Origin of the sequence: Streptomyces sp. NPDC008238, from assembly GCF_042956445.1 — a bacterium.
GTDB lineage: Bacteria > Actinomycetota > Actinomycetes > Streptomycetales > Streptomycetaceae > Actinacidiphila.
Genome location: NZ_JBIBGK010000001.1, coordinates 824,464 through 841,828 on the forward strand (window position 1 = coordinate 824,464; position 17,365 = coordinate 841,828).

Annotated in this window: 17 protein-coding genes; 7 read left to right on the forward strand and 10 right to left on the reverse strand. The window is 73.3% G+C overall.

Annotation, left to right across the window (positions count from 1 at the left end):
- The first annotated feature begins 145 nt into the window (after positions 1-145).
- From ACFZAU_RS03845 to ACFZAU_RS03855, 3 genes are all read left to right on the forward strand, one after another.
- On the forward strand, positions 146-997 hold the full coding sequence (locus ACFZAU_RS03845; protein WP_500551119.1) for an EamA family transporter: 852 nt from the start codon (positions 146-148) through the stop codon (positions 995-997).
- On the forward strand, positions 990-1,823 hold the full coding sequence (locus ACFZAU_RS03850; RefSeq protein WP_500550931.1) for a S1 RNA-binding domain-containing protein: 834 nt from the start codon (positions 990-992) through the stop codon (positions 1,821-1,823). Before ACFZAU_RS03845 ends, ACFZAU_RS03850 begins: the two co-directional genes overlap by 8 nt.
- A 158-nt stretch (positions 1,824-1,981) precedes the next feature.
- The gene (locus tag ACFZAU_RS03855) at positions 1,982-3,880 is read left to right on the forward strand and encodes an FHA domain-containing protein (protein WP_500550932.1); all 1,899 of its coding nucleotides are present in this window, start codon (positions 1,982-1,984) and stop codon (positions 3,878-3,880) included.
- A gap of 10 nt (positions 3,881-3,890) precedes the next feature.
- On the opposite strand, the gene ACFZAU_RS03860 is transcribed toward ACFZAU_RS03855, so the two are convergent.
- A complete protein-coding gene (locus ACFZAU_RS03860; protein WP_499601018.1) occupies positions 3,891-4,238 on the reverse strand; it encodes an ArsR/SmtB family transcription factor in 348 nt (115 codons plus the stop codon).
- A gap of 83 nt (positions 4,239-4,321) precedes the next feature.
- Here ACFZAU_RS03860 and ACFZAU_RS03865 point away from each other — a divergent pair, with 83 nt between their 5' ends.
- Entirely contained in the window at positions 4,322-5,656 is a 1,335-nt protein-coding gene (locus ACFZAU_RS03865; RefSeq protein WP_500550933.1) for an MFS transporter, read from the forward strand.
- Positions 5,657-5,679: 23 nt separating this feature from the next.
- Here ACFZAU_RS03865 and ACFZAU_RS03870 read toward each other — a convergent pair whose 3' ends face one another.
- The 4 genes from ACFZAU_RS03870 to ACFZAU_RS03885 all read right to left on the reverse strand — a co-directional run bounded on the left by ACFZAU_RS03870 (position 5,680) and on the right by ACFZAU_RS03885 (position 9,453).
- Positions 5,680-6,102: an ester cyclase gene (locus ACFZAU_RS03870; protein ID WP_500550934.1), complete on the reverse strand. Its 423-nt coding sequence runs from the start codon at positions 6,100-6,102 to the stop codon at positions 5,680-5,682.
- Positions 6,103-6,151: 49 nt separating this feature from the next.
- Entirely contained in the window at positions 6,152-7,477 is a 1,326-nt protein-coding gene (locus tag ACFZAU_RS03875; RefSeq protein WP_500550935.1) for a cytochrome P450, read from the reverse strand.
- 177 nt (positions 7,478-7,654) lie between these two features.
- A complete protein-coding gene (locus ACFZAU_RS03880; RefSeq protein ID WP_500550936.1) occupies positions 7,655-8,833 on the reverse strand; it encodes a GDSL-type esterase/lipase family protein in 1,179 nt (392 codons plus the stop codon).
- Between the two features lie 47 nt (positions 8,834-8,880).
- Positions 8,881-9,453 carry a TetR/AcrR family transcriptional regulator gene (locus ACFZAU_RS03885; protein ID WP_500463978.1) on the reverse strand — a complete coding sequence of 191 codons (573 nt, stop codon included), beginning with the start codon at positions 9,451-9,453 and terminating at the stop codon, positions 8,881-8,883.
- Between the two features lie 396 nt (positions 9,454-9,849).
- Between ACFZAU_RS03885 and ACFZAU_RS03890 the strand changes: the two genes are divergently transcribed.
- From ACFZAU_RS03890 to ACFZAU_RS03900, 3 genes are all read left to right on the forward strand, one after another.
- Positions 9,850-10,617 (forward strand): hypothetical protein, encoded by a 768-nt coding sequence (locus tag ACFZAU_RS03890; protein WP_500551120.1) that lies wholly within the window; start codon positions 9,850-9,852, stop codon positions 10,615-10,617.
- 163 nt (positions 10,618-10,780) lie between these two features.
- A complete protein-coding gene (locus tag ACFZAU_RS03895) occupies positions 10,781-10,960 on the forward strand; it encodes a hypothetical protein (RefSeq protein WP_500550937.1) in 180 nt (59 codons plus the stop codon).
- Between the two features lie 9 nt (positions 10,961-10,969).
- Entirely contained in the window at positions 10,970-11,380 is a 411-nt protein-coding gene (locus ACFZAU_RS03900) for a hypothetical protein (RefSeq protein WP_500550938.1), read from the forward strand.
- On the opposite strand, the gene ACFZAU_RS03905 is transcribed toward ACFZAU_RS03900, so the two are convergent.
- The 5 genes from ACFZAU_RS03905 to ACFZAU_RS03925 form a co-directional block, all read right to left on the reverse strand.
- Positions 11,374-12,390, reverse strand: a complete 1,017-nt coding sequence (locus tag ACFZAU_RS03905) for a LacI family DNA-binding transcriptional regulator (protein WP_499601026.1) — start codon at positions 12,388-12,390, stop codon at positions 11,374-11,376. The two genes, ACFZAU_RS03900 and ACFZAU_RS03905, sit on opposite strands and share 7 nt — an antisense overlap.
- A gap of 64 nt (positions 12,391-12,454) precedes the next feature.
- Positions 12,455-13,483, reverse strand: a complete 1,029-nt coding sequence (locus ACFZAU_RS03910; RefSeq protein WP_500550939.1) for an ABC transporter permease — start codon at positions 13,481-13,483, stop codon at positions 12,455-12,457.
- Positions 13,480-14,448 (reverse strand): ABC transporter permease, encoded by a 969-nt coding sequence (locus ACFZAU_RS03915; protein ID WP_500550940.1) that lies wholly within the window; start codon positions 14,446-14,448, stop codon positions 13,480-13,482. The genes ACFZAU_RS03910 and ACFZAU_RS03915 overlap by 4 nt, the downstream gene beginning before the upstream one ends.
- Positions 14,441-16,057 (reverse strand): sugar ABC transporter ATP-binding protein, encoded by a 1,617-nt coding sequence (locus ACFZAU_RS03920; RefSeq protein ID WP_500550941.1) that lies wholly within the window; start codon positions 16,055-16,057, stop codon positions 14,441-14,443. The genes ACFZAU_RS03915 and ACFZAU_RS03920 overlap by 8 nt, the downstream gene beginning before the upstream one ends.
- Positions 16,058-16,179: 122 nt before the next feature.
- Positions 16,180-17,271: an ABC transporter substrate-binding protein gene (locus ACFZAU_RS03925; RefSeq protein WP_500550942.1), complete on the reverse strand. Its 1,092-nt coding sequence runs from the start codon at positions 17,269-17,271 to the stop codon at positions 16,180-16,182.
- Between the last annotated feature and the right edge of the window lie 94 nt (positions 17,272-17,365).

A 17,365-nucleotide genomic window follows, 5' to 3' on the forward strand; every position in this document is an offset into this window, starting at 1 on the left:
ATGCATTTCGCGTACGGCCGCCCGGGGCGGGACAGTGGCCCGCATGACGACGGAGACCTCCGGCGACCTCGCGGCGGACGCGGCCGGAACGGCGCGGGCCGGGACGCCCGGCCGGCGTGCGGGACGCCTCGGCGGGGTGGCGCTGATGCTGGGCAGCGGGCTGTCCAACCAGGTCGGCGCGTCCGTCGCCGCCCTGGCGTTCCCGGTGATCGGGCCGCTGGGCGTGGTGGCGGTCCGCCAGTGGGTGGCCGCGGCGGTGCTGTGCGGGGCGGGACGGCCCCGGATGCGGTCCTTCACCGCCGCGCAGTGGCGGCCGGTCCTGGCCCTGGCGGTGGTCTTCGCGGCGATGAACCTCTCCCTCTACACCGCCGTCGACCGCATCGGCCTGGGCCTCGCCGTCACGCTGGAGTTCCTGGGGCCGCTGTCCGTGGCCCTGATCGGCTCCCGCCGCCGCACCGACGTGCTCTGCGCGCTGGCCGTTGCCGCGGCCGTGGTCGTCCTGACCCGGCCCGAACCCTCCACCGACTGCCCGGGCATCGGCCTCGCGCTGGTCGCCGCGGCGTGCTGGGCCTGCTACATCGCCCTCAACCGCGTCGTCGGCGGACGGCTCCCGGGACTGCAGGGCCCGGCCGCGGCCGCCGCCGTCTCCGGCGCGGCGTACGTGCCCGCCGGCGCACTGGCCCTGTGGTGGCATCCCCCCACCCCCACCGCCCTGGTCTGCGCCGTGACCGCCGGGATCCTCTCCTCCGCCGTGCCCTTCCTGTCCGACCTGCTGACGCTCCGCCGGGTGCCGCCGCACTTCTTCGGCGTCTTCATGAGCGTGAACCCGGTCTTCGCCGCGCTCGTCGGCCTGTTCGTCCTCGACCAGCACCTCGACGCGGCCGCGTGGGCGGCCACGTTCGTGATCGTCGCCGCGAACGCGGTCGCGGTCGGCACGGTCGCGCGCAGGGGCTCGCCGACCGCGGCGTCGGGCGGCCAGACTGTCCCGCATGGGTGAACCGTCCGACGACCGGGCATGCAGGGAGTTCTTGAACGGGATCCGCGTGGGTGACCTCTGCGGCGGGACGGCGGCGGAGGCCACGCGCCGCGGGGTGACGGTGACCCTGGACGGTTTTCCCGCGCGTCCGCTGGGGACGGTGGGCCCGCTGGACCTGTCCTGGATCCGGACTCCGGTGATCGAGCCCGGGCAGCGGATCACCGCTCGGGTGACGTCCGTCGACGTGGACGGGGCAGAGGTCCTGCTGTCGACGGCCGCCACCCTGCACCCCGAGTTGTGGTCGTTCCTCGCGTCACTGCGCCCGGGCGCGTGGATGACCGGCACGATCGCGTCGATCGAGCGGTTCGGGGTGTTCGTGGCGCTCGACGAGGGGCCGGCCCATCCGGTCTTCCCCGGCGTGGGGTTCATCACCCATCCCGAACTCTCCTGGCGCCACTTCGCGGACCCCACGGAGATCGTCCGGGTCGGGGAGCGCGTCACCTGTGAGTTCATCCACTTCGACACGACGCACGGCGAGGCGCGGCTGTCCCTGCGGGCGACCGGGCCGGACCCCTTCGCGGAGTTCGCCGAACGGACGGCCGTGGGCCGGACGTTGCGCGGGCGGGTCACCAAGCTGGTCCCGTTCGGTGCCTTCGTCGAGGTCGCTGACGGGGTCGGGGGCCTGGTGCACCTCCGGGAGCTCGCCGACCCGCCGGTGGACGCGCCGGAGGACGCCGTCAGGACCGGCGAACGGATCACCGTCGTCGTGACCGGTGTCGATCGTGCGGGGCGCAGGCTCTCGCTCTCCCGGCGGCGGGTTCCCGCGGTGCGTCAATCCGACGGATGACGGAGGCGGCCGGGCCGTCCGGTCGTAGCCGGCGACCCGGCGGAGGGTGGTTCCGCGTCGTCTTGCCCCGGGGGTGTTTCCCGCGGTGGGCGGGGTGGGCAGCCAGGGACTGTGCGTGCGTACCCCGGGGTTCGTTGACACGTGGAGATGAGGGACCAATGCCTCCTGAGATAGTCGGTCGTCGAGGCTCGCTGGCAGGGGAGAGGTTCGGGATCGGCGACAAGCCCGTCACGTTCGGGCGCAAGGCCGGGAACACGGTGGTGATCGCCAGCGTCAGCGTCTCCCGCCTGCACGCGGAGGTGCGCCGCGAGGGGCATGGCTTCGTGCTCTACGACCGGGGGAGCAGCAACGGGACGCGGGTCAACGGGGAGCACGTGACCTCGCACGTGCTGCAGCCCGGCGACGAGATCGTCATCGGGGACGAGACCTTCGGCTTCGAGGCCGCCGACGCGATGGAGACCATCCTCGACCTCTCGCTGCTGGAGGCGCTGATGCCGCCGGCGGAGCCGGAGGAGCCCGGGCCGGTGCTGAAGGTGACCGTGGCGGGCGGCGGTCCGGTGGGGCTGGCGTTCGCCCTCCTGCTGGAGAACCTGATGGGCCGGCGGGTCTTTCTCACCGTCTACGACGGCCGCTGGACCCAGGAGGGGGACCGCGTCGTCTGGAAGGACGAGGGCCAGGGCAACGTCCGCCGGCAGCAGGTCGTGACGGTGCAGAGCCGGCAGTACCTCAACCTCCCCCAGGACGTGCAGGACCGGCTCTTCGCGGAGGGCACGTACACCGAGATGTGGCCCGCGGGCCCGGACTCGATCCGCGGATTCAACCCGCGCAACATACGCATCGCCTACGTCGAGGACACGCTGCTGGACCTGGCGAACGCCAAGCGCGACCGCATCCGCCTGGTCCCCGCCCGGTTCGACGCGGCCGAGCAGCAGGAGACGGTCGCCGGGGACCACGTGCTGGCGATCTGCGAGGGCGGCCGGTCGCGTACGCGCGAGCACTTCGCCGCACGGTTCGGGACCGCCGACACCTCCATCTACTCGCTCGACGGCGAGCACCTCCAGGACGTGGTGCTGGGCCTGCGCGTGCGGTCCAAACTCTCCGACCCCACGACCGTGCTGCTGACCGTCGCGCAGAACCGGTTCCTCCTCAACTCCCTGCGCGGCGAGGGCTTCCTGAACATGCGGCTGACCGACGCCGAGGCGCGGGAGGTCGTCGGGATCGACCCCGTGCGGCAGGTCTTCGAGCAGTGCATCGCCTCCCGCCCCTGCGTGATGAGCCGCGACGGTCACGGGGACTTCCACTGCTCCACCCACAGCACGTTCTTCCTGCCCGCCCTGATCAAGGGGTCGGCGCTCTGGCAGCGCGTCAAGGAGGGGCTGACGCTCTTCGACGTCGACGAGGAGGACCTGAGCGCGATCACCGCCTTCCGGCTGGACATGGTGCAGCGCCCCCGCTTCACTGCCCGCCTGCACCCGGCGACCGCGGCCGGCCCGGGGACGTACGGGTTCCTGCTCGGGGACGCCGCCAACGCCATCCACTTCTGGCCCGGGCGGGGCCTGAACAGCGGTCTCGCCTCGGCGATCTCGCTCGCCCGCACGCTCAGCGGCACCTGGCGCGGCAGGGCGCTGCGCGACGCGGACTTCGTACGCCACGAGGCGGCGATGTCGATGCTGCAGTACCGGCACAAGAGCCGCGCCTGGAACGCGATGATCACCACCGACGAGAACGGCGTGGGCCAGGCGATCAAGGACAAGATCGCGCGGAGCATCGAGGAGTCCGCGGCGGGCGAGCCGGACCGGGAGGCGGACGTCGACGCGCTGATGGAGCAGCTCCGCGCCATCCGGGAACGGCTGGCCCCGCGCATCCCCGGGATGCCCGACGACGCCGTCCTGCGGGAGCGGCTGGAGGGGCTCGGGAGCGAGACGCTGCGCGCCCTGCGGGACAGCGGCCCGTGGGACACCGTCACCGTCGGCGGCGAGGAGGTCGACATCGACATCTTCTACCGGGAGGCGGGGAACGCGGGGGCGGCCTCCCGCCCGTCGCCGGTGGCCGGCTGAGCGGCCCCCGTCAGAGGTCGACCGGGCCGGGTGGTGCGGCGCCCGGCTCGTCGAGGACGGCGCCGATCAGCCCGGGGAAGCGGCTCTCCAGGTCCTCGCGGCGCAGGCTGACCAGGCGCTGCCGGCCGTGCGGGTCGTTGCGGATGACCCCGGCCTCGCGGAGCGTCTTGAGGTGGTGGGAGAGGGTGGACTTGGGGATCTCGCCCTTGACGGGCTGGCAGGCCGAACCCTCCAGGGGCCGGTCGGCCAGGCGGCGCACGAGGTCCAGCCGCGAGGGGTCGCTCAGCGCGAAGAGCACGTCGGTCAGCACCAGGTCCACGGTGTCGGGGTGCGGCAGCTCCCGCGGGGCTCCAGTCATGGTTCGATAATAGTTGAACAATCGCCGGGTGTGCGCTTACCCTCGCATGGTTCGATATTTTTGGAACCATTCGGAGTACCGCCATGCCCACCCAGCGCCCCGCGCGGCGGATGCCACGTCCGGCCGGCTTCTGGTCGCTCGCCGCGACCCTGCTCGCCTTCCTGGCCGCATCCAGCGCGCCGTCCCCGCTCTACGTGGTCTACCAGCACCAATGGGGCTTCTCGTCGATCGTGCTCACCACGGTCTTCGCGGTCTACGTGCTCGCGCTGCTGGTGGCGCTGCTGACCGTCGGAGGACTCTCCGACCACGTCGGCCGGCGCCCGGTGCTCCTCGCCGCGCTGGTCGTCGAGGCCGCGGCCATGGTCGTCTTCCTCGCCGCGGACGGCGTCGGCGCGCTGTTCCTGGCCCGCATCCTCCAGGGCGTGGCGACGGGCGCGGCGGCCGGCGCCATCAGCGCGGGGCTCATCGACCTGCAGCCGTCGCCCACCTCGCCCCTCGGCTCCCTGCTGAACACCGCGGCCCCGGCCACCGGACTCGCCGCCGGCGCGCTCGGCGCGGGCCTGCTGGTGCAGTACGCCCCGGCCCCCACCCACCTGGTCTTCGCCCTGCTGGCCGCGGTGTTCGTGGTGCTGGCGGCGCTCGTGCTGTTCCTGCCCGATCCCGTCTCGCCGCGCCCGGGGGCCTGGGCCTCGCTGCGGCCCAGGGCGGCCGTGCCCGCGCAGGCCCGCCGGACCTTCCTGGCGGCGACCCCCTGCCTCGTCGCCACCTGGGCGATGGGCGGCCTGTACCTCGCCCTCGGCCCCTCCCTGACCGCCGGGGTGCTGCACCTCGGCAGCCACCTGGTCGGCGGCCTGGTCGTGACCACCCTCTTCGGGGTGGCGGCCGTCGCCTCGCTGGTCGTCCGGGACGTCACGCCGCGGCGGATGATGGCCGGCGGCTCGGCGGTGCTCGCCGTGGGCACCGGGCTCACCCTGCTGGCGCTCGCCGGACCCTCGACGGCACTGTTCTTCGCCGGGACCGGGATCGCCGGCTTCGGCTTCGGGGCCGCCTTCCTCGGCGCCTTCCGCTCCCTGGCGGCACTGGCCCGGCCCACGGAGCGGGCGGAACTGTTCGCGTCCGTCTACGTCGTGAGCTACCTCGCCCTGAGCGTCCCCGCCGTGCTGGCCGGGCTCGCCGTGCCCTCCTTCGGCCTGCACGACACGGCGACCGTCTACGGCGCCGCGGTGGTCGTGCTCGCACTGCTGGCGGCCGTCTCGGGGGCCGTCGTGCGCAGGCCCGCGGTCGTGGCGCCGTCCGCGCCCGAGCCCGTGTCCGAGCCCGAGCCCGAGTCCGAGCCCGTGTCCGCCGCCGGCCGGCCCGCCGTGGCGGCCGCGGCTTCCGCGGCGGACCGTGGGCCCGGGGCCGGGTCCGGCATCTGACGGCGCTACGACGAGCGGACGTCTCAGCGCTCCGAGGCGCCCGTGAGCTGCTGGTACAGCTCCCAGGTCGAGCGTTCCACCCAGTTGTGCCGCAGCCTGCCGTCCTCGCGCACCGCCCAGACGGCCGTGCCGGAGAAGGAGACCGGCCGTCCGTCGGGTTCGGTGCCCAGGAGCCCGTTGTTCCTACCGTGCACGATCCAGCGCGACGCCACCCGGCTCCCGTCCTCGTTCTGGAAGGTCTCGACGACCTCGATCCTCAGGTCGTCGACCTGGCCCAGGAAGGCGCTGAACCACGCCTTGAAGTTCTCCCGGCCCTCGACCGAACCGCCGGGCTGGGTGAGGACGAAGTCCTCGGTCACGAAGTCGTCGATCCGGTCGGCGTCGTGGCCGTTCCAGACCTCCTCCCAGAACGCCTCGACGATCTTCACGGAACTCCTGTGCGCCACGGGTCCCACCTCTCTCCCTCCCGGCCGCGGCCGGGGGAGCCGCTCGGTTCTACAGGCGGACCGGCAGTTCCGTCCTTCCGTTGAAGACGAAGGTCGGCAGGGGTCTCAGCTCCTCCAGCGGCACCGCGGGGCGCAGGCCCGGGAAGCGCTCGAACAGGGCGGGGAGGGCGGCTGCGGCCTCCAGTCGTCCGAGGGGTTCGCCGACGCAGCGGTGCACGCCGTGGCCGAAGGCGAGGTGGTCCTTGTCGCGCCGGTGGACGTCGTAGGCGTCCGCGTCCTCCGGGTGCCGGCGCGGGTCGCGGCCGCCGGCGCCGAAGCCCATGACGATCGCCTCGCCGCGGCGGATCAGCACTCCCTCGCCGAGGTCGATGTCCTCCACGGCGTACCGCAGCGGCATGTGCTGCACCGGGGAGTCGGCACGCAGGGTCTCCTCGACGACCGCCGGCCACGGCACGGCGCCGGTGAGGACGTCCCTCAGCTGCTCCGGGTGGCGCAACAGGCCGATGACCGCGTTGGTGATGAGGTCCGTGGCCGAGGGGACGCCTCCGGCGACGGTGACGGCGAGGGCCAGGACCCGTTCCTCGTCGGACATGTCCGGGGCCCGGGCCAGCGTCGTCGCCATGTCGTCGCCGGGCGTGCGCGTCTTCTCGGCGAGCAGCGCGGCCCAGAAGGCCATGGCCTCGTCCGTCGCGGCTGCCGCGGCCACGGGATCGGGAGGCGGCTCCAGCAGGGCGCCCATCGCCCGCACTGCCCGTTCCCAGCGGTCCTCGGGTACGCCGAACAGGTCGCACAGCGTCTCGCTCGCGACGACCCGGGCGTACCGGGCGCGGATGTCGACGGTGTCCCCGGACCCGGGCGTCCCGAGCGCCTCCAGGTAGCCGGCCGTCCTGTGCCGGAGGTTCGCGCCCAGCACGGCCGTCCGTCCGGGGGTGAAGGCGCGCTCCATGACGGCGCGCAGCCTGCGGTGGTCGGAACCGTAGGCGTTGAGCACCGTCGGTGAGGCGAGGAAGCGCGCCAGCGGCCAGTCCTCGGGCACGTCGCCGAGTCCGGGCCAGTGCTGCCGGGCGTCGCGGGACACCCGGTGGTCGGCGGTCAGCAGCCGCAGCACGTCGTGCCGGGTCACCGACCAGGCGGCGACGCCCCCGGGCAGTTCGACGGGGGTGGCCGGGCCCGCCGCCAGCAGGCGGGCGGTGTCCTCGTGCAGACGGTGGCCGGCCGGGTCGAGCCGGAACCGCTCGGGGGGCTTGTGCATGGGGAGTCCTTCCTCCGGCATGGCGCCGTCGCCGCCCGGGAGCGCGCCGGAGTGCCGGCGGCGGCCGGCGTGGTCGGCCCGAAGGCCGTTCACGCCGCGTCCCCGCACGGGGTCCGTGCGCACGCCTCCACCTTTCCGGTGTTCGCCGTGTTCCGCGCGGCGTGCCGTGCGGCCCGCCGGGCTCCGGCGGGGCGGACCGGGGCTTGCGCTGCCCAGGGTGGATCGCGCAGCGGGGTGCGGCAAATCGATGGACCGCATCCCGTGATGCGAGGCGTCGATGGCACGGGGCGGGGGAAGCCGTCAGCGGCCGCCCGGGGCGAAGGCGCCGCCGTCGGCGAACACCAGACGGGCGAAGTTCTCGCCGATGCGCCGGTGACCGGCGGGGTCGGGGTGGACCTCGTCGGGCAGCGGCAGCTCGGCGTAGTCGGCCGTGCCGTACAGCTCGCGGCCGTCGAGGTGGTGCAGATGGGGGTCGTCGGCCGCCCGGAGGGCGACGATCCGGGCCAGCTCGTCGCGGATGACGTTGAGGGTCAGGCGTCCCGCGGCGCGTTCCGCCGGGTCGCCGGTGGCCCGGAACCGCAGCCTGCCGCCGTCGAAGTCCGGCGCCAGCGGGCCCGGGGTGTCCTCCTGGACCGGACAGAGGATGGGGGAGACGACCAGCAGCGGCGCCGTCGGGTGCCCCTCGCGGACGATGTCGAGGAAGCCGTGGACCGCCGGGGTGAAGGCCCGCAGGCGCATCGCGTCGGTGTTGACGATGTTGATGCCGATCTTGAGGCTGATCAGGTCGGCCGGGGTGTCGCGGATCGCCCGGGCGGTGAACGGATCCAGCAGCGCGCTGCCGCTGAAGCCGAGGTTGACCAGGTCCACGCCGCCCGCGGCGGCGGCCAGGGCGGGCCATACGGCCGACGGGTGCGCGGCGTTGGAGCCGTGGCTGATGGAACTGCCGTGGTGCAGCCAGACCTTGCGGTCCCGCGGTGCCGGCGGCTCGACCGGCGCGTCGGTGCGCAGAGCGATCAGCTCGGTGATCTCGTTGTGGGGCAGCCAGATCTCGATGTCCTTGTCGCCCGGGGGAAGTCCGCCGAACCGGGCGGTGCCGTGCGGTCCCTCGTGCAGCTCGGACGCCTGGCTGACCATGTCGGTGACCTCGCGGACGTTGCCGCCGGCCACGGTGGCCTGGGCGGCGAGACGGCCGTCGGCCAGCAGGTCGTACACGCCGTCCGGCGGTGGCGGGAAGCCCCGGTAGACGCGCTTGGTGGGCAGCGTGTCCAGTTCGACGGTGGTGGCCCGGGTGCGGAAGGCCAGCCGGACGCCGGAGGGCTGCGCCTCCGCGGTGGCCAGTTGCTCGTCCGGGATCTGCCGGCGCGCCGCGGCGGGCAGGCGGTGCGGGAGCAGCCCGTGGCGGGTGCGCTCCACGTCGAGGGCGCCGCGCAGCAGTTCCTCGGTGACGGGAGTGATGATCAGATTGGTGTGCGTGTTCATGGTCCGATGCCTGTTCGTGCGGGTGGTTCCGGGGACGTGGCGCGCCTTCAGGACGCCGCCGGCCGCTCGCGCAGCAGGGCGTCGAGCGAGTCCAGCGCCCACGCCCACGACTCCTCGGCGGCGACCGGCGTGTGGTCGAAGCCCCCTGCCAGTTCGAGGCTGACGTAGCCGTGGAAGACGCTGCCGAGGAGACGGACGGCGTGCGTCTGGTCCGGCTCGGGCAGGTCGTAGCCGCGCAGGATGGCCCGCGTCATCTGGGCGTGGCGGACGCCGGCGCTCGCGGCCGCCGTCTCCGGGTCGAGCCTCAGCTGGGCGGCCGCGTAGCGGCCCGGGTGCTCGCGGGCGTAGGCGCGGTACACGTTCGCGAAGGCCACCAGCGCGTCCTTGCCCGCGCGTCCGGCCAGGGCCTCGGCGGCCCGGTCGGCGAGTTCCTCCAGGGCCAGCAGGGCGATCCGGGTCTTCAGGTCCTGCGAGTTCCTGACGTGCGAGTACAGACTGGCGACCTTGACGCCGAACCGTTCGGCGAGCGCCGAGACGGTGACCTGGGCGAAGCCGACCTCGTCGGCGAGTTCCGCCCCGGCCCTGGTCAGGCGTTCGGCGGTGAGTCCTACGCGTGGCACGGGGGCCTCCCTTCTTCCGTTGGGGATTATGCACATACCTAAATCCATTAGGCAAACGCCTAGTGGTCAAAATCGTCGGTGAGGGGGCGCAACCTGACGAACGGCTCACCCAGAGTGCGTGTCGCGTGACCGCATGTAACGGTCTTCTTGTGCGTTTCGGGGCCGAGGCCCCGAGGCCGACCGCCCCTAGCGCGGGCTCCCGTTGCACGGGCCCTGACCTCGTACCCAGCCCCACGCACGAACCACAAGCACGCACCACGTTCTGCTGAAACGCGAAGGGTCACGACGCGACCGTCGCCGTGTCGTGCCGCAGTGCCGTGCGCCGCGCCGGGAACCGGCCGGGGCGGCACATCTGACCCTTCGGCCAACCGGAAGGAATGGGTTGTGAAGGTTCGTATGGGCTTGAGCCGGGGAAGGACGCTCGTCGCCGTTGCGCTGGCCACGATCGTCACCTCGGCCCTGACGGGGTCGGGGTTCGCCGTCGCGGACGGCCACTCCGGGGACTCCATAAGCTCCGACCACTGGGGTGTCATCACCCGGAACACCATCGGTTCTCCTGTCGCGGTCCTTCGGGACGGCCCGTTCGGCTCGTTCGGCGTCACGGGCGCGGCCTCCAGGCCGCCCTACGGCAACGGCAGCCTCGGCATCGAGGTGGCCGACGACTCCACCTCGCTCGCTCCTCCGAGCGAGAAGGTCGACTTCGGCAACGAGCTCGACTTCTACGGCAGCCGCGTACGGGACCTGACCAGGCTCGGGTTCCACGTCTTCCAGACCGGAGAGAACGTCGGCTACGGGGGCACCCGCAACTTGCCGAACATCAGGATCGAGATCAACCCGCGGCTCACCGCCGGCGACACCTACTCCACGATGGTGTGGGTCCCGCCCGCCGTCGCCCCGGTGAATCAGTGGAGTGCGTTCCTCGACGCCACCACCGTGTCCGGTGAGTGGTTCCTCTCGGGCAACGAACTGGCCCCCCTGTGCACCCAGTCCAGCCCGTGCAACCTCACGACGCTGCGGAACGCCCTTCCGCAGGCGACCGTCTACAGCATCGCCGTCGGCAAGGGCCGCGATTACAACTGGGTCGGCGCGGTCGACGGCCTGCGGATCAACCGCTACGTCTACGACTTCGAGGCCGACGGCGTACGGGCCCGTCGCGTCGGCTGAGGGCTGCGATCCTTCGCCGGCCCGAAGCCCGGGCCGCCACCGGGGCGTGTCGACCGGTGGCGGCCCCGGAAGGGCGTGCCGCCGCGGGCGGACGTAGATTGCCGGAAAGGGGCGGCCCGGCGCGTCGGCCCCGACACCCTCTGAACGGAGTTCGGTGGTGAGCGTGGAGTACACCAGGGACCACTTCGTCGAGATGCTGCGCAAGGCGGGCTTCGCCGAGGTCGCCGACGAGGCCGAGCGGGCGCTGCCCGACCCGGTCGAGGACCGCAGGATCGCGGCGTTTCTCGCGCCGCACGGCATCACCCTCAACGAACTCGTCAGCCGGATGGGCGGCACCCTCTAGCCTGGCCGCATGTTCAACCGGCTCGGGATCAGGGTGTTGCCGCCGGACCGGCGGTACGGCGCCCGGCTGCAACTGCTGGTGGACGGCGACGACCTCGTCCACGACCTGCTCGGACCCGGCGGACGCGGCCCGTTGGCGGCGTGGGCGCTGCCGCCGGACCGCCCCGGCCCACTGGCCGCGACCATGGAGGGCCGCCGTGTCGAGTGCGGCGAACCCGAGTGCACCGGCGGTTGCTGCGGCTGCCTCTCGGTCCATGTGCGTCGCAGCGGCGGCGTCGTGGAGTGGGCCGACTGGCAGGGGCCGTTCACCCGGCCGCCGTCGGAACTCCACTTCGACGCGCGGCAGTACGACACCGAACTGGCCCGGGCCCGCGCGGACCGCTGGTGGGAGCGGACCGCGCGGACCCCGGACCGTCAGTGACCGCGACCCAGGGTGGACTCGCGGACGACCAGGTCGAAGCCGGGCCGCACCCGGCGCGGCGGGGCGTCCGGCGCCCCGGTCAGGCGCTGCACGAGGCAGTCGACGGCCTGGCGGGCGATCGCCTTCTTGTCGGGGGAGATCGTGGTCAGGGTGATGGCGCCGAAGCGCCCCTCCTCGATGTCGTCGAAGCCGACCAGCGCCACGTCCTCCGGCACACGCAGCCCCCGGGAGGTCAGCACCCGCAGGGCGCCGATGGCCTGGAGGTCGTTGTAGGCGAAGACCGCGTCCGGCCGGGCCCCGCGGTCCAGCAGGTCGGCCATCGCCTGGGCGCCGTCGGCCCGCCCGTACCCGGAGGCCGTGGCGACCAGGTCGTCGCCGTGCGGCAGCCCGCAGGCGGCCAGTTCCTCGCGCCAGCCGCGCAGTCTCAGGTGCGCGGGCTGCCGGGCGACCTCGCTGCGGGCGCCGATGAAGGCGATCCGCCGCCGTCCGGTCCCCGCCAGGTGCCGCACCGCGCTGCGCGCGGCGGCCACGTTGTCGATCACGATGTGGTCGTACGGGGCGTCGTACTCGCGCTCCCCGAGGAGCACCAGGGGCGAGTCGTCGGTGCGGGCGAGCAGGTCCGGCGTCTCCAGCTCGATCGGAGAGAGGATCAGCCCGTCGATCACATGGGTGCGGAAACCCTGCGTCACCAGGATCTCCTTGCGCCGTTCGCCGGCGGTGTGGTCGAGCAGCACCGTGAAGTCGTGGCGCGCGGCGGCGTCGATGACGGCGCCGGCCAGCTCGGCGAAGTACGGGTTGCCGAGTTCCGGCAGCGCCAGCGCGATGATGCCGGTGCGGCCCTTGCGCAGGTGCCGGGCGGTGAGGTTGGGCCGGTAGCCCAGTTCGTCGATCGCCTGCTGGACCCGCGCGCGCATCGCGGGTGTGACGTGCGGGTGGCCGTTCACGACGTTCGAGACGGTCTTGATGGACACTCCCGCGCGCTGCGCGACGTCCTTGAGGCTGACGCCCACGGCGCTCCCTTCCGGATTGGGCCGGTGCCGGAGGGCCGCGCGCGGCCCACCGGCACCGGCACGGTCATGTGGTGTGCGGCCCCCGCGCGAGGTACCGCTGGGCCACGACCACCACGATAAGGAAGCCGCCGCTGACCACCGATTGGTACGAGGAATTGAGGGAGCCGATCTGGTTGATGAGGTTCTGGATCACCGCCAGCACCAGGACGCCCCACAGGGTGCCGCTGACCGAGCCCGCACCGCCGACCAGCAGTGTGCCGCCGATGACGACCGCGGCGATGGCGTCCAGTTCCATGCCGACGCCGATGATGGTCACGCCCGAGGAGAGCCGGGCCGCGTTCAGGGCGCCGGCGAAGCCGGCGAGCAGCCCGCTGACCGCATAGACCAGCACCCGGGTCCTGGCCTCCGGCAGCCCCATCAGCGTGGCCGCGTCCGGGCTGCCGCCCACGGCGAACAGCGACTGCCCGAACGACGTCCGCTGGAGCACCAGCCCGCCGGCGGCGAACAGCACGAGCGCGATCAGGACCGGGTGGCCGAACCCGAGGACCGTGCCCTGCCCGAGTTCGGCGAAGGCCGAACCGTGCGGCACCAGATAGGTGTCGGCGCCCTCGTCGGTCAGGGCCAGCACCAGTCCCCGGGCGGCCAGCAGCCCCGCGAGGGTGACGATGAACGGGGCCATCCCGGCCCGCGCGATGAGCAGGCCGTGCACGGTGCCGAGCAGGCCGCACACCGCGAGCGGCAGCAGCAGCGCCGGCAGCGTCCCGTACTGCGCGGCCCAGGCCGCGAGGACACCGCCCAGCGCGAAGACCGAGCCGACCGACAGGTCGATCCCGCCGGTGATGACGACGAACGTCATGCCGAGCGCCACGATCGCCAGGAACGAGGCCTGCACGGTGACGTTCCGCGCGTTGTCGAGGGTTCCGAAGGACGGGAAGACGAAGGAGGAGACCAGCACGAGCAGCAGCAGGACGGCGAACACGCCCTGCCGCTGCACCAGTACGGCAAGCCGCCGCCGGTCCCCGGCGCGTGCCGCCGCCACCGCGGGCGGCTCCGGCGTGGCCCCGGCGGAGCGGGGCGTGGTGAGTGACTTCATCGGGATCGGCGCTCCCGGGCGACGTAGACGGCGACGAGGATGATGACGGCCTGGGCCAGCTGCGCGGTGGAGTCGGGGAGGTCGTGCTTGACCAGGGTGGCCCGCAGCAACTGCATCAGCAGCGCCCCGCAGACCGTCCCCAGGACGCGCACCGACCCGCCGGTGAGCGGGGTCCCGCCCACCACCACCGCGGTGATCGCGGACAGCTCCATCAAGGTGCCCAGGGTGGACGGGTCACTGGCCGTCAGACGGGCGGTGGCCAGCACCCCGGCCAGGGCGGCCAGCACCCCGCACACCACGTAGACGCCGACCAGTACCCGCTTCACCGGCAGGCCCGCCAGCCCGGCCGCGGCGCGGTTGCCGCCGATCGCCACCAACCGGCGTCCGAAGGTGGTGCGGTGCACGACCGCGGCGACCAGCAGGGCGAGGACCCCGGCGATCAGCACGACCACCGGGACGCCCAGGACGTCGTCGGTGCCCAGCCCCAGCAGGCCCGGGTTGGCGATCTGCTTGAGCTGCCCGTCGGCGAGGACCAGGGCGAGGCCACGGCCGCCCACGAACAGTGCGAGGGTGGCCACGATCGGCTGCAGCCCCACCACGGCCACCAGGGTGCCGTTGACGGCGCCCACCACCACCCCGGCGGCCAGCGCCGTCAGCAGCGCGGGCAGCAGCCCGTAGCCCAGGTACAGCGGCAGCAGGGCAGCGGCGAGGGCCATGACCGACCCCACCGACAGGTCCACCCCCTCGGTGCCGATCACCAGCGCCATGCCCAGCGCCACGATCACCACGGGGGCCACCTGCACGAGCTGGGTGCGCAGGTTGGCCGCGGTCAGGAAGTGGTCGGTGAAGACGGCGTTGAACAGGACCAGTACGGCCACCGCCGCGTACACCCCGTACGCCTGGAACCAGGCGGGGGCGGGGATCCGGACGGGGCCGCGCCGCACGGCCGGGGACAGCTCAGCCATCGTGCCGCACCGCCTCGCCGTCCGCGTCGCCCTCCGGCGCGGGCGCGTGGGCCGCGAGGACCTCCAGCAGTTCCCCCTCGCCGACCCGTTCGCCCGTCAGCTCGCCGGCCACCGCGCCACCGCGCAGCACCACCAGGCGGTCGGCGCCCTCGACGAGTTCCTCGATGTCCGAGGAGATCAGCAGCACCGCGAGTCCCTCCTGGGCCAGTTCGTCCACCAGCGCCTGCACCTCCGCCTTGGCGCCCACGTCGATGCCGCGGGTCGGCTCGTCGAGGAGCAGCACCTTCGGCTCCAGGCACAGCCAGCGGGCCAGCAGCACCTTCTGCTGGTTGCCGCCGGAGAGCTCGCCGACCTTCTGCTCGGGACCCGAGGCCTTGATCCGCAGGCGTTTCATGAAGACGTCGACGACGCGGTCCTGACGGGCCCGCGAGACGACGCCGCCCCGCGACAGCCGCGGCATGGCGGCCAGCACGATGTTCTCCCGTACCGACAGGCCCGGGACGATGCCCTCCGCCTTGCGGTCCTCGGGCAGCAGGCTGACGCCGGCGCGGATCGCGGCGGCGGGGGAGGGGCGGCCCAGCCGCCGCCCCGCGACCGTCACCGACCCCGAGTCCAGCGGCAGCGCCCCGGCCAGGGCCTTGGCGGTCTCGCTGCGTCCGGAGCCCAGCAGCCCCGCCAGCCCCAGCACCTCTCCGGGGCGCAGCTCCAGGGAGACGTCGTCCAGGACGTGACGCCTGCTCAGCCCGGAGGCGGTGAGCACCGCCTCGCGGTCGGGGTGGTGGTCCTCGCCGAAACCGGTCCGCCCGTGCCGGCGCACCTCGGAGACCTCGCGGCCCAGCATCATGGCGACCAGCTGCATCCGGTCCAGCTCCGCGAGGTCGCCGGTGTGCACCAGGCGCCCGTCGCGCAGCACCGTGACCCGGTCGCAGATCCGGTACAGCTCCTCCAGCCGGTGGCTGACGTACAGGAGGGAGATGCCCCGGTCGTGGAGGTCGCCGATGACCCGGAAGAGCGTCTCGACCTCGCGCGGCTCCAGCGCGGAGGTCGGCTCGTCCATCACGACGACCTTGGCGCGCACCGACACCGCGCGGGCCAGCGCCACCATCTGCCGGGTGCCCACGCCGAGGCTGCCGAGCGGGCGGCGGACGTCGGCGGTGACACCGAAGCCCGCCAGCAGTGCCGCCGCCTCCCGGTGCATCCGCGGGAAGTCGATCAGGCCGAGGCGGTTCTTGGGCTCGCGGCCCAGGAAGATGTTCCGCGCCACGCTCATCAGCGGGACGAGGTTGACCTCCTGGTAGATCGTGGTGACACCGGCGTGCTGGGCGTCGGACGGCCGCGCGAAGGCGACGGCGGCGCCGTCGAGCCGTACCTCGCCGGCGTCCGGGCGGTGCACACCGGTGAGGACCTTGATGAGGGTGGACTTGCCGGCGCCGTTCTCCCCGACGAGGGCGTGGATCTCGCCCCGGCGCAGGGTGAAGGAGACGTCGTCGAGCGCCACCACGCCGGGGAAGCGCTTGCCGATGCCGACGGCCTCCAGCACCGCGGGCGCGGTGGGGCCGTCGTCCGGACCGGGCGGCGGTGCGGCGGGTGCCGCGTCGGGGGGTGCCATGGCGGGCCTTCCGTGGGGTCGCGGAGTCGGGGAGCGGGTGGCCGGGAGCCGGTGGGCCTGGACCGGGAGGGACGGGCCTGCCGCCCGGCGGGGGAGGAGGGCCGGGCGGCAGGCGCGGGGGCTCAGTAGGCCCCGGACAGCGAGTGCTCGGCGTTGGACGCGTCGTACTCGCGGTCGGAGATGATCACGTCCTCGGGGATGGCCTCGCCGGCGAAGAACTTCTGCGCGGTGGCGAAGGCGAGCGGCCCGAAGCGCGGGTTGGACTCGATGACGCCGTTGTACTGGCCGTTCGCCAGGGCCTGCACGGCGTTGCGCGTGCCGTCGATCGACACGATCTTGACGTCCTTGCCGGGCTTCTTCCCGGCCGCCTTGAGCGCGGTGACCGCGCCGAGGCCCATCTCGTCGTTCTCCGCGTAGACCGCGGTGATCCCGGGGTTCGCCTGGATCAGCTGCTCCATCACCTGCTGGCCCTTGTCGCGGGCGAACTCGCCGGTCTGCTGGGCGACGATCTCCAGGCCGGGGGCCTGCGCCTTGAGCTGGTCGACGAAGCCCTTGGTGCGGTCGGTGGTGACGTTGTTGCCGGAGGCCCCGAGCAGGATCGCGACTTTGCCCTTGCCGCCGGTGACCTCGATCATCCGGTCGGCGGCGCGCTTGCCCTGCTCGACGAAGTCCGAGCCGAGGAAGGCCACGTAGTCCTTGCACGCGGTGGCGTTGATCTTGCGGTCGATGGTGATGACGGGCACGTGCTTGGCCGCCGCCGCGCGCAGCGCGGGCTCCAGGCCGTCGGAGTTGAGCGGCGCGACGATCAGCAACTGGGCGCCCTGGGCGAGCATGTCCTGGATGTCGCTGATCTGCTTGGGCAGTTGCGACTGCGCGTTGGTCGTGAGCAGCTTCTTGACCCCGAGCTTCGCCGCCTCCTCCTTGATCGACTGGGTCTCGGCGATGCGGAAGGGGTTCGCCTCCTTCTCCGACTGCGAGAAGCCGACGACGGCGTCCTTGAGGTCGATTTTGCTCGCCCCGTACGTCTGCAGGGTGCAGCCGCTGCCGGCGGCGTCGGTCGCCGCGGTCGGGGACTGCACGACCTGGGCGCCCTCGGAGGAGGAGGCGGAGGCGCTGCCGGAGCCCTCCTCCTTGGCGCAGGAGGTGGCGGTCAGGGCGGCCGCGGCGGTGAGGCACACGACGGCAAGGAAGCGGGTGGAACGGGAGGTGCTCATGGACGTTCAACTCCTCGAAGAGCGGTGTGCGACCTGATCGGGGGAGGTGCGGTGGCGCCGCCGTGCCCCGGGGGACGGCCCGGGAGGCGGCCCG